This window comes from Streptomyces sp. NPDC092369 (assembly GCF_044755245.1).
GTDB lineage: Bacteria > Actinomycetota > Actinomycetes > Streptomycetales > Streptomycetaceae > Streptomyces.
In genome coordinates this window covers 105,972-121,164 of the sequence record NZ_JBIVQP010000006.1, presented here as the reverse complement: position 1 = coordinate 121,164, position 15,193 = coordinate 105,972, and the positions used below count along the sequence as shown (strand labels likewise).

13 protein-coding genes and 1 riboswitch are annotated in these 15,193 nt (G+C 71.4%); all 13 genes read left to right on the top strand.

The features are described from left to right. Positions 1-162 precede the first annotated feature (162 nt). The 13 genes from ACIQI8_RS32460 (at position 163) to ACIQI8_RS32400 (ending at position 15,131) form a co-directional block, all read left to right on the top strand. Positions 163-2,340 (top strand): N-6 DNA methylase, encoded by a 2,178-nt coding sequence (locus ACIQI8_RS32460; RefSeq protein ID WP_402358279.1) that lies wholly within the window; start codon positions 163-165, stop codon positions 2,338-2,340. Positions 2,341-2,466: 126 nt separating this feature from the next. After that, positions 2,467-3,111 (top strand): hypothetical protein, encoded by a 645-nt coding sequence (locus ACIQI8_RS32455; protein WP_402358276.1) that lies wholly within the window; start codon positions 2,467-2,469, stop codon positions 3,109-3,111. A 38-nt stretch (positions 3,112-3,149) separates the two neighbouring features. After that, on the top strand, positions 3,150-4,637 hold the full coding sequence (locus ACIQI8_RS32450) for a protein kinase (RefSeq protein WP_402359687.1): 1,488 nt from the start codon (positions 3,150-3,152) through the stop codon (positions 4,635-4,637). A gap of 179 nt (positions 4,638-4,816) precedes the next feature. Beyond that, positions 4,817-5,641 carry a glycoside hydrolase domain-containing protein gene (locus ACIQI8_RS32445; protein ID WP_402358273.1) on the top strand — a complete coding sequence of 275 codons (825 nt, stop codon included), beginning with the start codon at positions 4,817-4,819 and terminating at the stop codon, positions 5,639-5,641. Positions 5,642-5,794: 153 nt separating this feature from the next. Then, positions 5,795-6,439, top strand: coding sequence for a SurA N-terminal domain-containing protein (locus ACIQI8_RS32440; protein WP_402358270.1), 645 nt, complete (start codon positions 5,795-5,797; stop codon positions 6,437-6,439). Between the two features lie 98 nt (positions 6,440-6,537). Continuing rightward, a complete protein-coding gene (locus ACIQI8_RS32435; protein WP_402358267.1) occupies positions 6,538-7,656 on the top strand; it encodes a nucleoside triphosphate pyrophosphohydrolase in 1,119 nt (372 codons plus the stop codon). Positions 7,657-7,796: 140 nt separating this feature from the next. Then, a complete protein-coding gene (locus ACIQI8_RS32430) occupies positions 7,797-9,074 on the top strand; it encodes a cytochrome P450 (RefSeq protein ID WP_402359684.1) in 1,278 nt (425 codons plus the stop codon). A 192-nt stretch (positions 9,075-9,266) separates the two neighbouring features. Further along, positions 9,267-10,235, top strand: coding sequence for a transglycosylase family protein (locus ACIQI8_RS32425; RefSeq protein WP_402358264.1), 969 nt, complete (start codon positions 9,267-9,269; stop codon positions 10,233-10,235). A 169-nt stretch (positions 10,236-10,404) separates the two neighbouring features. After that, a riboswitch (cyclic di-AMP (ydaO/yuaA leader) is annotated at positions 10,405-10,617 on the top strand. 4 nt (positions 10,618-10,621) lie between these two features. Further along, positions 10,622-11,320, top strand: coding sequence for a transglycosylase family protein (locus ACIQI8_RS32420; RefSeq protein ID WP_402358261.1), 699 nt, complete (start codon positions 10,622-10,624; stop codon positions 11,318-11,320). 317 nt (positions 11,321-11,637) lie between these two features. After that, positions 11,638-12,924, top strand: a complete 1,287-nt coding sequence (eno, locus tag ACIQI8_RS32415) for a phosphopyruvate hydratase (RefSeq protein ID WP_402358258.1) — start codon at positions 11,638-11,640, stop codon at positions 12,922-12,924. Positions 12,925-13,057: 133 nt separating this feature from the next. Continuing rightward, on the top strand, positions 13,058-13,534 hold the full coding sequence (locus tag ACIQI8_RS32410) for a septum formation initiator family protein (RefSeq protein ID WP_402358255.1): 477 nt from the start codon (positions 13,058-13,060) through the stop codon (positions 13,532-13,534). 23 nt (positions 13,535-13,557) lie between these two features. Further along, on the top strand, positions 13,558-14,163 hold the full coding sequence (locus ACIQI8_RS32405; protein ID WP_402358252.1) for a DUF501 domain-containing protein: 606 nt from the start codon (positions 13,558-13,560) through the stop codon (positions 14,161-14,163). Then, positions 14,160-15,131 (top strand): exopolyphosphatase, encoded by a 972-nt coding sequence (locus ACIQI8_RS32400; protein ID WP_402358249.1) that lies wholly within the window; start codon positions 14,160-14,162, stop codon positions 15,129-15,131. Before ACIQI8_RS32405 ends, ACIQI8_RS32400 begins: the two co-directional genes overlap by 4 nt. Positions 15,132-15,193 lie beyond the last annotated feature (62 nt).

Sequence of the window (15,193 nt, the reverse complement as noted above, 5' to 3'; positions counted from 1 at the left end):
TTCGCTGGGTCAATGAGACCAAAGCCTGTGAACCGAGTCAACACGATTCACGCGTTCGTGTCAGTACACGGATGTGAACCGATGGATGTCGCTCATCTCGCTATGCTCGGGATCACACGCGGATGCGGTGCGCGGACGCGGAACGACGAGGGGAGCCGCCGGGTGCAGGACAACGCCACTGAGGTGACCGCCGCCGGGATCGCCCGGCTCGCCGGCGTCGGCCGCGCGGCCGTGAGCAACTGGCGCCGCCGCCACGCCGACTTCCCCAAACCGGTTGGCGGCACCGAGACCAGCCCGTCCTTCGCGCTCGCCGAGGTCGAGGCGTGGCTGCGCGAGCAGGGCAAACTCGCCGAGGTCCCGCTCCGGGAGCGCGTCTGGCAGCAACTCGCCGGCCATCCGGAGGGCCCGCTCACCGCCCTCACCCACGCCGGTTGCGTCCTGCTGCTCATCCACGACCGCCCCACGGTGTGGCTGGAGGCGAGCGCGGGCTCGGACGAGCGGCTCGCGGCGATGTTGCCGGGGGCGCTGGAAGGGGTGCTGGTGCCGCGGTTCGGGGCGGGGGGTGTGAAGGGCGCTTCGGTGAAGAACGCCTCTGTGAAGGCCGCTTCCGCTGTGAACGGCCGGGGTGCTGTACACAGGCCGTCCCTCGCGGACGGGTCGACTTCCGTGAGCGCCGCGCTTCTTGTGAACACCCACCCTGCCGTTCACACCCCGACCGGCCCCGAACTCCTCCCGTCCGCCCCCCTCCTGCGCGGTGTCGCCGAGCTGGCCGCCGAGACGGGGGCCCGGGGCGCCTTCGAGTTCCTGCTCGGCCGGCACCTCGACGCCAACCCGCGCCAGTACACGCTCACCCCAGGTGAACTCGCCGCCCTCATGGTCGAGTTGGCCGGCCCCGCCCGCACCCTCCTCGACCCCGCGTGCGGCACCGGCACCCTGCTGCGCGCCGTCGGCACCGGTCCCGGCCCCGGCCCCGGCCCCGGCCAGGAGCTGTACGCCCAGGACAGCGCGCCCGAACTCGCCGCGCTCACAGCGCTGCGGCTCGCGTTGCAGACGCGCGTCACCGTGCGCGCCGCCGCCGGCGACACCCTGCGCGCCGACGCCTACCCCGAGTTGCGCGCCGACGCGGTCCTGTGCCATCCGCCGTTCAACGAGCGGGGCTGGGGCCACGACGAACTCGCCTACGACGCCCGCTGGGAGTACGGCTTCCCGGCCCGCAACGAGTCCGAACTTGCCTGGGTGCAGCACGCGCTCGCCCGGCTCGCCGACGGCGGCACCGCCGTCCTGCTGATGCCGCCGGCCACCGCCTCCCGCCGCTCAGGGCGCCGCATCCGCGCCGACCTGCTGCGCCGCGGCGCACTGCGTGCCGTGATCGCCCTGCCGATCGGCGCGGCACCCCCGTACAACATCCCGCTCCACCTGTGGGTGCTGCGGCGGCCCGAGAAGGCGCCCGTGCAGCCTGAGGTGTTGCTCGTCGACACCGGGCAGTACGCCGGCGAGGGGCGCGGCGGTCCCGACTGGCGGGAGGTGCGCGGGGCCGTCCTGGACGCGTGGCGGGCCTTCGACCTGGCCGGCACCCTCCAGGAACGTCCGGGCGTGGCCCGCGCGTTGCCGGTCATCGAACTCCTCGACGACGACGTCGACCTCGCCCCGGCCCGCCACCTCCCGCCGCCGACCGCGGCGGACGGCGCCGACGCGCTCACCGTCGTACGCGAACGCCTCGGCGAGACCCTCCGGTTGACCGCCGACCTCACCCCGCCGCCCGCGGAGTCGGCGCGGCTCGGGCGCTGGCCGCTGACCACCGTCGGTGAACTCGCGCGCGGGGGAGCGGTGGTGATGCGCAGCGGCGGAAACGGTGGCCACGCGCGCGTGCCCGTGCTCACCGACCAGGACGTCCTCGCCGGTACGGCGCCCTCCGGGACGCTGCCCGAGAGCGACGAGGAGGCGGTGCTGACGGAGCCGGGCGATGTGGTGCTGCCGGTGCTCGGCGGGGGCTCGGTGGCGCGCGTGATCGACGACGCGACGACGGGCGCCGCCCTGGGGCGCAACCTCGTGCTCCTGCGCCCCGATCCCGCGGCGCTGGACGCGTGGTTCCTCGCCGGCTTCCTGCGCGGCACCGCCAACAACCGCCAGGCCAGCAGTTACGCGTCCACGGCCACGCGGCTGGACGTGCGCCGGCTCCAGCTGCCCCGGCTCCCGCTGGACGAACAGCGGCGCTACGGCGCGCGGTTCCGCGCCCTCGACGACTTCGAGCGGGCGCTCAGGAACGCGGGCCGGCTGGGGGAGCAACTGGTGCGCGGGATGTACGACGGGCTGACGGACGGGACGGTGGCGCCGGACTGAGCCGCCGGGCCGGGGCGTGGTCGCATGAATTGATCAGCACGACAACGGTTCGGTACAACCCGGACCGCATGTCGGTGTGGGCCTATACGCTCGAACCCCACATCGATTACGGGCCCGGGAGCAGTCATGTACGGCCACGGCGCGGTGCCGCCCGCCCGCAGCGAGAGCAACGTCGTCACCTTGCGCGTGATGTTCGCCGTGATCGGCACCCTCTGCTGCGGGTTCCTCGCCTGTGTGCCGCTGTTCCGGGTGGCCTTCCTCCGCGGGCGGAAGACCGACTGGGCGCTGGCCTGGGTGAGCCTGCCGGTGGCCATCGGCTGTTTCGCCGTGGTCGGCTCGCTGCCGGAGAGCGACTCCAGGACCGACATCGCCATGGCGGTGGTGATCCTCCTGGGCGTGTTCAGCAGCATCTACTTCCTGGTGGTGGACATCCGGATCCACCGGCAGCAGCAGCAGTTCGCCGGCTACCCGCCGCAGGGTCCCACCGTGCAGTCCGGGTACGGCTATCCGCAGGCCGCGACGCCGTTCGGCGCCACGCCCGTGCCCCAGCCGCCCGTGCCCCAGCCGCCCCTGCACCAGACCCAGCTGCCGCAGCCGCCCCAGCACCACACCCCGCCCCAGAACCCGCTGCACACCCCGGTGCCGCCGCCCCCGCCCCAGCGCCCCGCGCCCGCCCGCATCGACCAGGTGCGCGCCGAACTCGACGAACTCAGCGACTACCTGCGCAGGCACGACGGCCACCAGGACGGGAACCACGAGGGCGGCAGGTGACCGCGGCGGAAGGCCGGGTCGTCGCCTCCCGCTACGCCCTGTCCACGCTCATCGGACAGGGCGGCATGGGCCAGGTCTGGACGGCCTACGACCAACGGCTCGACCGGCGCGTGGCGGTGAAGCTGCTGCGCCCCGACAAGGTGGCGGGGCAGGACGCCGACGAACTGCGCCGCCGGTTCGTGCGCGAGTGCCGGGTGACCGCCCAGGTCGACCACCCCGGCCTGGTCACGGTGCACGACGCGGGCAGCGAGGGCGAGGAGCTGTTCCTCGTCATGCAGTACATCGACGGCGCCGACCTCTCCGACCACCTCGCCGAGCACGACCCGTACCCGTGGCCGTGGGCGGTCACCGTCGCCGCGCAACTGTGCGCCGTGCTCAGTGCCGTGCACGCCGTGCCGATCGTCCACCGCGACCTCAAGCCGCGCAACGTGATGGTGAAGCAGGACGGCACGGTCACCGTGCTCGACCTCGGCGTCGCCTCCGTCATGGACGCCGACACCACCCGCCTCACCCACACCGGCACGCCCATCGGCTCGCCCGCCTACATGGCGCCCGAGCAGGCGATGGGCGGCGCGGTCGGCCCGTACACCGACCTGTACGCGCTCGGTGTGGTCCTGCACGAACTCCTCAGCGGCGACGTCCCGTTCGCGGGCTCCACGGCCCTCGGCGTGCTGCACCGGCACCTGTACGAGCCCCCGCTGCCCGTGCGCCGGGTCCGCCCCGAGGTGCCGGAGCCGCTCGAAGCGCTCGTCCTGCGCCTGCTCGCCAAGGACCCGCAGCACCGGCCCGCGTCCGCGCAGGAGGTCTACGAGCAGTTGGCGCCGCTGCTGCCCGCGCGCGGGATGCCCTCGGGGGCGCCGCTGGACCCCACGCGTCCGTTCCTGCGCCCGCACGCCCCCTGGCCGGACCGCGCGCGCACGCCCGCGTCCCAGCCCGCCGCGGTCACCCCGCCCGCCGCCGAGAAGCCCGATGTCGCGCGCGCCGTCGACGAGGTCAAGCGCCTGCTGGGCGAGGGCCGCATCACCCAGGCCGTCGACATCCTGGGCGCGATCCTGCCCGCGGCGGCCGAACAGCACGGCCAGCACTCCCCGGTCGTCCGCACCCTGCGCAAGCAGTACGCGGCCACCCTCATGGACGACGGCCAGTACCGGCGCGCGCTGCCCGAACTGCGCCGCCTCGCCGACGAACGCGCCACCGAGGCGGGCCAGGCCGACCCCCAGTCGCTCCGGTTCCGCTACGAGGCCGCCCAGTGCCTGGAGTCGCTCGGCGAACCGGCGGCGGCCCTCGCGGAGTACCGCGCCCTGCTGCCGTACTACGAGAACCAGTACGTGGCCGGTGACCCCGAGCTCGCCCACGACGTGCGCCGGCGCATCGGCCACCTCCTGCTCGCCCTCGGCGACCGCGGCGCCGCCCACGACACGCTCGCGCGCCTGCTGCACGACGTGGAGCGGCTGCGCGGCCCGGGCCACCCGCTCGCGGTGGACATCCGGCGGACGCTGGAGTGGCTGGGGCAGGTGCGCGGCTAGTTTTTGCCGTGCACGGAGAGAAACTTGTGTTCCTCAAGGGGCGGGGTTTCCCGAACACTTGGGCGCCGCGGGATAGGTTGCGGTTCGTTTTTCGCCCGTCGGATCGCCAGTCAGATCGCCAGTCAATGCGCCCTCCTCTTTAAAGAGGGCGCCAACGCACAACCAGGGGTGGGGTATTCATGGCCGGCCATCGGCAGTCCAAGAAGCGCAGATACATCACGTGGGCCGTCGCCGGCACAGCCGTCGTCGCGGGGGCCGGACTCGCCGCGCAGAGCTCCATGGCAGCCACGGCCTGGCCCGCCCAGAAGACGTACACGGGCCGCGCGTTCGACACCTGCGCCGCGCCCTCCCTCTCCGCGATGAAGGCGTGGAAGGGCGGCCTCTACGGCGCCGCCGCCGTCTACATCGGCGGCAAGAACCGCGGCTGCGCGCAGGCCAACCTCACCGCCTCCTGGGTGAAGTCGGTCAGCGCGGTCGGCTGGAAACTCATCCCCCTGTACGTCGGTTCCCAGCCGTCCTGCGGCTCCGGCGGCTCGGTGAAGATCAGCGCCACCACCGCCGCGTCCGTCGGCAAGAGCGAGGCGGACGACGCGGTGGCGAAGGCCTCGGCGCTCGGCATGAAGGCCGGCAGCCCGATCTACCTGGACATGGAGTCGTACGACATCACGAACACGTCCTGCAACAAGGCCGTCCTGACCTACGTCCGCGCCTTCGACAAGGAACTGCACGCCAAGACGTACCGCACCGGCTACTACGGCTTCAGCAGCTCCAGCGCCAAGGCGATCGCGACCGCGACCGACAAGACGGACCTGCCCGGCAACCTCTGGTACGCGCTGTGGGACAAGAAGAACACCACGACCTCGGACTGGCCGTGGGGCTCCACCCAGTTCACCAACCACAGCCGGGCCCACCAGTACATGGTCAACAGCAAGGAGACCCGCGGCGGTTACACGATCACCGTGGACCGCGACGCCTGGGACGCCCCGGTGGCCATCACCGGCTGAACTCACGGAGCCCGTGGAGCCCGCGAGGGCGCGGCGGTGCCCGAAGTCCTGGTGAATCGTTGGTCGAATGGGTTGGCCCCAGCCGACCCACTGCCTACCATCGATCACCGCAAGACTTTGTGCACCGTCGCACAATCTCCTCGGGAGGCTTCCTTGCACCGCCGCCGTCGCACCGCGCTCCTGTTCACCGCCGTGATCGCCGCGGCCCCGCTCCTTTCCGCCTGCGGGAGCGACGCGCATCCCGGCGCCGCCGCCGTCGTCGGCGGCCAGCGGATCACCGTCGCGCAGTTGGAGAACCGGGTGGGCGAGGTGCGCTCCGCGCAGCGCGCGGCCGTGTCGGACGACGCCCAGTACAAGCAGGCGGTCGCACAGACCGGCAGCCTCACCCGCGACACCCTGCACGGCATGGTCCTGGACCGGGTGCTGCACCGCGCCGCCCAGGACGAGGACGTCACCGTCTCCCGCCACGAGATCCAGCAGATGCGCACCGGCCTGGAACAGCAGGTCGGCGGCTCCAAGGCGCTGGAGACGGCCTGGCTGCAGCAGTACGGCGTCGCCCCGGCCCGCCTCGACGACAACCTCCGCCTCCAGCTGGAGGCCCAGAAACTCGCCCAGGCTCTTGGCACCGACACCAGCAAGCCGGCCTTCTGGAACGCCCTGTCCAAGGCGTCCAAGGAACTCCACGTCGACCTCAACCCGCGCTACGGCACCTGGGACGTCCAGAAGAGCAGCCGCGTCGACGCGAAGACTCCGTGGGTACGCGAGGTGACGGCACCGGCGACGCAGGGGACGGCATAAAGGATTCAGCCGGGGCTTGCGGTCTGATGATCGGGCGAACCTCGCTGCCCTGTGGATATCCCGCGGGGACCGTCGTCGCCGTGCGTTAGCTTCGAACTGTGAACGCAACCAGCTTCGACGCCGCCTCCGACCAGGCCCCGGGCGCGCCCCCCGCCCCCGGCCGCATCGTCCTCCTCACCACCAGCCACCGCGTCGCGCCCGGCCTCCTGTCCTGGCCCGCCTGGCAGGCCCTGCACGCCGCCGACCGGGTGCTGTGCGCGGACGGCGCCCACCCGCAGCTGCCGTATCTGCGGGAAGCGGGCACAGCGGTCGACGAGGTGTCCCCGAGCGCCGAGGAACTGGTCGACGCGTGTGCCGGTGGGCGGACGGTGGTCGTCGTCGCCACCGGTGAGGGCGAACCGGCCCTCACCGACGGCCTCGCCCGGCTCGCCGGCTCCGGCCGCGTCCACATGCCCGAGCTGGAGCTGCTCCCCGCCTCCTACGACCTGCCGGGCGCCCGTCTCCTCGACCTCGTCCAGGTCATGGACCGCGTCCGCGCCGAGTGCCCCTGGACCTCCCGGCAGACGCACAAGGGCCTGGCGAAGTACGCCATCGAGGAGGCCTACGAACTCGTCGAGGCGATCGAGGAGGGCGACCGGGACGAGTTGCGCGAGGAGCTCGGCGACGTCCTGCTCCAGGTCGTCTTCCACGCCCGGATCGCCGAGGAGGACCCGGACGCCCCCTTCTCCGTCGACGACGTGGCCGCCGGCATCGTCGCCAAGCTCATCCACCGCCACCCGCACGTCTTCGGCGACGAGACGGCGGCCACGCCCGAGGAGGTCGCGGAGCACTGGCTGCGCACGAAGGCGACGGAGAAGCGGCGCACCTCGGTGACCGAGGGCATCCCCCTCGGCCAGCCGAGCCTCGCCCTCGCCTCGAAACTGGCGTCCCGCGTCCGCACGGCGGGCCTGGAGGTCCCCCTGCCTTCCAAGGACGGCATCGGCTACGAGCTGCTCACGCTGGCGGTACGCGCCGAGGCGGACGGCATCGACCCGGAGGCGGCGCTGCGAGCGGCGGCGCGTGCGTATCGGGACGCGGTACGGGAGGCAGAGGCGTCGGGGACAGGCGGCGAGGGCGTTCGGGTCTCGGGTGCGGACAGCGAGGGCGCCGGGATCGCGGATGCGGACCAGGCCGATGCGGACAAGGCGGAAGCTGACAAGGGGGACGACGAGGAGTGACCGATCAGCCGGACCGCCCCCATCTCTCGCCCGCCCCTGCCACGCCCATCACCTCGCCCGCCCCTGACACGCCCGCCACCGCGCCCGCCCCCGCCACGCCCACCCCTGCGCCCGCTTCTGCCACCGCCACCCCCGCCCCCGTGCCCGACTCCACCGCCCCCGACTCCACCGCCTCCGCCCCCGACCTCTTCACCTGGGAGTTCGCCACCGACCCCTACCCCGCCTACGCCTGGCTCCGGGAGCACGCGCCCGTGCATCGCACGCGGCTGCCGAGCGGGGTGGAGGCATGGCTGGTCACGCGTTACGGCGATGCCAAGCAGGCCCTCGCCGAGCCGCGGCTCTCCAAGAACCCGGCACATCACGACGAGCCGGCGCACGCCAAGGGCAAGACCGGTATCCCCGGTGAGCGCAATGCCGAGTTGATGACCCATCTGCTCAACATCGACCCGCCGGACCACACCCGGCTGCGTCGGCTGGTCAGCAAGGCGTTCACGCCTCGCCGGGTCGCCGAGTTCACCCCTCGCGTCCAGGAGCTCGCCGACGACCTCATCGACCGGTTCGCCGAGAGGGGGTCCGCGGACCTCATCCACGAGTTCGCCTTCCCGCTCCCCATCTACGCGATCTGCGACCTGCTCGGTGTCCCGCGCGAGGACCAGGACGACTTCCGGGACTGGGCGGGGATGATGATCCGGCACGGAGGCGGGCCGAGAGGCGGGGTCGCGCGCTCGGTGAAGAAGATGCGCGGGTATCTCCTGGAACTCATTCACAAGAAGCGCGCATCCCTGCCGGCCGAGCCCGTGCCCGGGGAGGACCTCATCTCCGGCCTCATCCGCGCCTCGGACGAGGGCGAGCACCTCACCGAGAACGAGGCCGCGGCGATGGCGTTCATCCTGCTCTTCGCCGGCTTCGAGACCACCGTCAACCTCATCGGCAACGGCACGTACGCCCTGCTCACCCACCCCGAGCAGCGCACCCGCCTCCAGGACTCCCTGGCCGCCGGCGAACGCGGCCTGTTGGAGACCGGCGTGGAGGAACTCCTGCGCTACGACGGGCCGGTGGAGCTGGCGACCTGGCGGTTCGCGACCCAACCGCTCACCGTCGGCGGGCAGGACATCGCGGCCGGCGACCCCGTTCTCGTCGTCCTCGCGGCGGCGGACCGGGATCCGGCGCGGTTCGCCGAGCCGGACACCCTCGACCTCTCCCGCCGGGACAACCAGCACCTCGGATACGGCCACGGCATCCACTACTGCCTCGGCGCCCCGCTCGCCCGGCTGGAGGGACAGACCGCGCTCCGCACGCTGCTGACCCGGCTGCCGGACCTCCGAGTCGCCGTGGATCCGGCCGAGTTGAGATGGCGTGGGGGACTCATCATGCGTGGACTGCGCACGCTGCCGGTCGAGTTCACGCCACCCGGGTGACCGGATCGTCACCGCGCAGGAGCACGTGTCCACCTGCGCAAACATGACGCACATTCAACTATGTGATCTTCACGTGATCTACGCGGCATTAACTTGTGACAAGCAATGGAGTGCCTATACGTTCACCGTTCAAGTGCGGTGCCCAGCACCACGCGTCGCACTCGTCACCGCTGTCTCCTGAAAGGCCCCCGCATGCTCTCCGGGAACGGTCGTCACCGTCGCCCCCGCCAGGCTCCGGCCCTCCTCGTCGCCGCCGGCGTGACAGGCTCCGCCATCGCGATCCCGCTCCTCGGTGCGGTGAGCGCCAGCGCGGCCGACGGCACCACCTGGGACAAGGTGGCGAACTGCGAGACCGGCGGCTCCTGGAGCCAGAACGACGGGACCGGTTTCTACGGCGGGCTCAAGCTCTCGCAGGACGACTGGGAGCGGTACGGCGGTCTCGACTACGCCTCGCGCCCCGACCTGGCCAGCCGCAACCAGCAGATAGCCGTCGCCGAGAAGCTCCTGGACGACCAGGGCGTCGGCGCGTTCCACACCTGCGGGCTGACCACGGGGCTGTCGGCGGACGACGGGTCGACCGACATCGACACCGGGATCCTGGACGACTCCTCCGATTCCTCCTCTTCCTCCTCCTCGGACGGTTCGGGCTCCACCGGCCTGTCCAACACGCCCGGCGGTACGTCCGACGACTCGTCCTCGACGGACTCGTCCACGTCACCGTCGGCCTCACCTGACTCTTCATCCGATTCCTCGACCAACCCTGACGAAACGGACGAGTACCTCTCGCCCTCCGACTCCCCGTCCGAGTCGACGGCGAGCGGTTCACGGGAGAGCGACAGCCCGTCGACAGATCGGGCGAAGGGTGAGAACTCGGACAAGTCCGAGCAGGCCGTGGGCTCTTGGAGCCTGGTCGACACCGGTGCGATCGGCTCCGGCAAGCACCGCGGTGCCAGCGCCGACGAGGACGCGGCCGGCGACGACGCGGGAGGGTCTCCGCAGGGGTCGTACACCGTCCGCGGCGGTGACACTCTCGCCTCCATCGCCGACTCCCTTGGCCTGGACGGCGGGTGGCGCGCGCTCTACACGGAGAACAGGCAGGCCATCGGCGCCGACCCGAACGACGTCGCGGCCGGTCAGACCCTGAGGCTTCCCGGCGAATAGGGGCGGACAAGGGCTGAACGGGGCGAAAAGCGACGGGAGTTAACGACGGTCTTCGGACTGAATGTCCGGTTTGGTGAAAGTGTGGGATGACTCTCAGAAGCCCTGATCGTCTTTGAGTTTCCGCGGAATCCGTGTCTACGGTCATCACCGTTCGTCAACACGAACCCCGAATGCCGCAACGCCGAATCCTGCCAGCGGCCGTAGGGAACAGTCGTCGCTTCACAGCGCCGTAGGCAGGAGCGGGGGACCCAGGTAAGTGCCGGGCCCGGCAGACAGTGCCGGACCGGCTTGGGGTGAAGTCGTGCGCCGAGAGGTGCGCGGCCGGGCAACTCACACGGCCCGAACCCGACAGCTCACCTCGCAGGCGTCGGTGAGGGGATCTCCGCATGCTGTTTTCCAGCAAGGGCAAGCACCGTCGTCCGTCCAAGGCCACCCGCGTCGCCACGCTCGCCGGCGTGACCGGTGTCGCCATCGCCGCCCCGCTCATGGCGGCCGGCAACGCCTCCGCCGCCACCGCCTCCGAGTGGGACACGGTCGCCAGCTGCGAGTCCGGCGGCAACTGGTCGATCAACACCGGCAACGGCTACTACGGCGGTCTGCAGTTCTCCGCCTCGACGTGGGCCGCCTACGGCGGTACCCAGTACGCCGCGCAGGCCAACCAGGCCAGCAAGTCGCAGCAGATAGCCGTCGCCGAGAAGGTGCTCGCCTCCCAGGGCAAGGGTGCCTGGCCGGTCTGCGGCACGGGCCTGTCCGGTGCCGCGTACAACGGCGGCGGCTCGTCGAGCTCCTCCAGCTCCTCGAACAACAGCTCTTCGAGCAGCGGCACCAGCACCCGCTCGAACGACTCGACCAGCACCTCCCGCTCGGCCGACCGTCCGGCCGCGAAGAAGACCGTCACCACCCCGACCGGCAAGAAGGTCAAGAAGGGCGACGGCGAGTACAAGGTCGTCAAGGGCGACACCCTCAGCACGATCGCCGAGAAGCACAAGGTCAAGGGCGGCTGGGAGAAGCTGTTCCGGCTGAACAAGGACATCGTCGAGGACGCGGACCTCATCTACCCGGGTCAGCAGCTGCACCTCAAGTGACAGCGGCGCCCCACGCCGGACCCCTGGTGACAGGGATCCGGTAGCTGAGCCACAGCGGTCCGACAGGTGTGTCGTCCATCATGGACGGCACGTGAGGGCCTCCCCCGTCCCCACGGACTCCCCGTCTCGGTGCGTGTTCCCCCGTACGCACCGGGGCGGGGTTCTTTTTGCCCGTCTGCTTTGTTCCGTTCGGAAACAATTTACTCTCGGTTCTGTCCAAGGGGCGGCCCATCGGCTGGCTGTTCGCCCCGGGACGGTTAGGCTCGGTCCCGCAGAGCCATCGCGGCCCGCGTAGCCGCGTCACATTGAAGAAGGAGATGCTCGTGCCGTCCATCGACGTCGTCGTAGCCCGGGAAATCCTGGACTCCCGAGGCAACCCCACGGTCGAGGTCGAGGTCGGCCTCGACGACGGCAGCACGGGTCGTGCCGCCGTCCCCTCCGGCGCCTCCACGGGTGCCTTCGAAGCCATCGAGCTGCGTGACGGTGACCCCAACCGCTACCAGGGCAAGGGCGTCGAGAAGGCCGTCCTCGCCGTGATCGAACAGATCGGCCCGGAGCTGGTCGGCTACGACGCCACCGAGCAGCGCCTGATCGACCAGGCGATGTTCGACCTGGACGCCACCGACAACAAGGGCTCGCTCGGCGCCAACGCCATCCTCGGCGTCTCCCTCGCCGTCGCCCACGCCGCCTCCGAGGCCAGCGACCTCCCGCTCTTCCGCTACCTGGGCGGCCCGAACGCGCACCTGCTGCCGGTGCCGATGATGAACATCCTGAACGGCGGCTCGCACGCCGACTCCAACGTGGACATCCAGGAGTTCATGATCGCCCCGATCGGCGCGGAGTCCTTCTCCGAGGCCCTGCGCTGGGGCGCCGAGGTCTACCACACCCTCAAGAAGGTCCTGAAGAGCAAGGGCCTGTCCACCGGCCTCGGCGACGAGGGCGGCTTCGCCCCGAACCTGGACTCCAACCGCGCCGCGCTCGACCTCATCCTTGAGGCGATCAAGCAGGCCGGCTACATCCCCGGCGAGCAGATCGCGCTCGCGCTCGACGTCGCCGCCTCCGAGTTCTACAAGGACGGCAAGTACGAGTTCGAGGGCAAGTCCCGCTCGGCCGCCGAGATGACCGAGTACTACGAGGAGCTCGTGGCGGCCTACCCGCTCGTCTCCGTCGAGGACCCGCTGTACGAGGACGACTGGGCCGGCTGGAAGGTCCTCACCGACCGCCTCGGCGACAAGGTGCAGATCGTCGGCGACGACCTGTTCGTCACCAACCCGGAGCGCCTGGCCCGTGGCATCGAGGACGGCGCGGCCAACGCGCTGCTCGTCAAGGTGAACCAGATCGGCTCGCTCACCGAGACCCTGGACGCGGTCGAGCTGGCCCAGCGCAACGGTTTCAAGTGCATGATGTCCCACCGCTCCGGCGAGACCGAGGACGTCACCATCGCCGACCTCGCCGTGGCCACCAACTGCGGCCAGATCAAGACCGGCGCCCCGGCCCGCTCCGAGCGCGTCGCCAAGTACAACCAGCTGCTGCGCATCGAGGAGATCCTCGACGACGCGGCGGTGTACGCGGGCCGCAGCGCCTTCCCGCGCTTCAAGGGCTGACCTGAACAAGGGCTGACCTGAACAAGGGCTGAGCCGTACAGGGTCAAGCCCGAGCCAGTCGTACGTACGTCCCCGTACTCGGTCCCGTACCGTGTGCGGGGACGTACGCGCGTGTGAAAGGGGAGGCGGAGACATGGCCGTCAAGGACCGGGACCGTTTCTCCACCGCCACCCGGATCCGGCTGCTCGGCGAGCAGACCGCCGCCCGGGTCTACCGCTCGCAGACCAAGCGCCAGGCCCGCCGCTCCCGGCTCACCGGCCGCGCGGCCCTGCTCGCGCTCGTCGTCTGCACACTGGTGGTGGCGCTCGCCTACCCGATAAGGCAGTACGTCTCCCAGCGCGCCGAGGTCGCCGACCTGCAGCGGCAGAAGCAGCAGGCCAAGGAGCGGGTCGAGCAGCTGCGCGACCTCAAGGCGCGCTGGCAGGACGACGCGTACGCCGAGCAGCAGATCCGGCAGCGGCTGCACTACGTCATGCCCGGGGAGACCGGTTACATCGTGATCGACCCGGACCTGACCAAGCAGTCGCGCGCCGACCTGGGGGCGGCCGACCGCCCCTGGTACTCGAACGTCTGGGACGGGGTCGACAAGTCCGACGCCTCCGACCAGTGACCTGACCAGAGAGACACTCCGCAGTGGAAACCCCTCCGCCGACCACCCCGCGCACCGAGCCCACCGACGCGGACGTCGAGGCCTTCAAGCAGCAGCTCGGCCGTCCGCCGCGCGGGCTGCGCGCCATCGCCCACCGTTGTCCGTGCGGCCAGCCCGATGTGGTGGAGACGGCCCCGCGCCTCCCCGACGGCACGCCCTTCCCGACGACGTACTACCTCACGTGCCCGCGCGCCGCCTCGGCGATCGGCACGCTGGAGGCGAACGGCGTCATGAAGGAGATGACGGCCCGTCTGGAGACGGACCCGGAACTCGCCGCGTCCTACCGCGCCGCGCACGAGGACTACCTCGCCCGCCGCGACGCCATCGAGGTCCTGGAGGGCTTCCCGAGCGCGGGCGGCATGCCGGACCGGGTGAAGTGCCTGCACGTACTGGTGGGGCACTCCCTGGCCGCGGGACCCGGTGTGAACCCGCTGGGCGACGAGGCGATCGCGATGCTGCCGGAGTGGTGGCGGAAGGGTGCGTGTGTGACCGTGCCCGGGCCGCCGACGGGCGAGGGCCGGCAGACGGAGACGACCGAGGACGGTAAAGGACACGGTGCGTTCAAGCCCGTAGAGGAGGATGGCCGGTGACCCGCGTCGCCGCCGTCGACTGCGGTACGAACTCCATCCGCCTCCTCGTCGCGGACGTGGACCCGGCGAGCGGCGAACTCGTCGACCTGGACCGGCGCATGACCATCGTGCGGCTCGGCCAGGGCGTCGACCGCACCGGACGGCTCGCCCCCGAGGCGCTGGAGCGGACCTTCGCGGCCTGCCGTGACTACGCGGCGATCATCAAGGAACACGGCGCCGACCGAGTGCGGTTCGTGGCCACGTCGGCCACCCGGGACGCCGCCAACCGTGACGACTTCGTGCGCGGGGTCCTCGACATCCTCGGGGTCGAGCCCGAGGTCGTCTCCGGCGACCAGGAGGCCGCCCTCTCCTTCACGGGCGCGACCGCGGAACTCGCCGGCCGCGACGACCTCGCCAAGCCCTACCTGGTCGTGGACATCGGCGGCGGCTCGACGGAGTTCGTGGTCGGCGACGACCGGGTCCGCGCGGCCCGCTCGGTCGACGTCGGGTGCGTGCGCCTGACCGAACGGCACCTGGTCGAGGACGGCGTGGTGTCCGACCCGCCCACTCCGGGTCAGGTCACGGCGATGCGCGCGGACATCGAGGCCGCCCTCGACCTCGCCGAACGGACGGTCCCCCTTCGCGAGGCCCGCACCCTGGTCGGCCTGGCCGGCTCGGTCACGACCGTCTCGGCCATCGCGCAGAACCTCCCCGAGTACGACTCCCGGGCCATCCACCACTCCCGCGTCTCCTACGACCGCGTCCGCGAGATCACGGAGTCCCTGCTGACCTCCACACACGCCGAACGCGCGACCATCCCCTCCATGCACCCGGGCCGCGTCGACGTCATCGGGGCGGGCGCCCTCGTACTGCTGTCGATCATGGAGCGGACCGGCGCGGCGGAGGTCGTGGTGAGCGAGCACGACATCCTCGACGGGATCGCGTTCCTGGCGGCGAGGGAGTCCGGGGCCGGCGAGCAGGGGGACTGAGCCGGACCGCCGCAGCACCGACGACGGGTCCCGGCGGTACGGATGTCAGTGCCGACCGGGAC

What these genes read in the sequence shown, in the direction of transcription:
- ACIQI8_RS32410 (WP_402358255.1), top strand. Translation starts at nt 13,058, where the DNA reads ATGGCCGTCAAGGACCGGGACCGTTTCTCCACCGCCACCCGGATCCGG.
- eno (WP_402358258.1), top strand. Translation starts at nt 11,638, where the DNA reads ATGCTCGTGCCGTCCATCGACGTCGTCGTAGCCCGGGAAATCCTGGAC.
- ACIQI8_RS32425 (WP_402358264.1), top strand. Translation starts at nt 9,267, where the DNA reads ATGCTCTCCGGGAACGGTCGTCACCGTCGCCCCCGCCAGGCTCCGGCC.
- ACIQI8_RS32445 (WP_402358273.1), top strand. Translation starts at nt 4,817, where the DNA reads ATGGCCGGCCATCGGCAGTCCAAGAAGCGCAGATACATCACGTGGGCC.
- ACIQI8_RS32455 (WP_402358276.1), top strand. Translation starts at nt 2,467, where the DNA reads ATGTACGGCCACGGCGCGGTGCCGCCCGCCCGCAGCGAGAGCAACGTC.
- ACIQI8_RS32420 (WP_402358261.1), top strand. Translation starts at nt 10,622, where the DNA reads ATGCTGTTTTCCAGCAAGGGCAAGCACCGTCGTCCGTCCAAGGCCACC.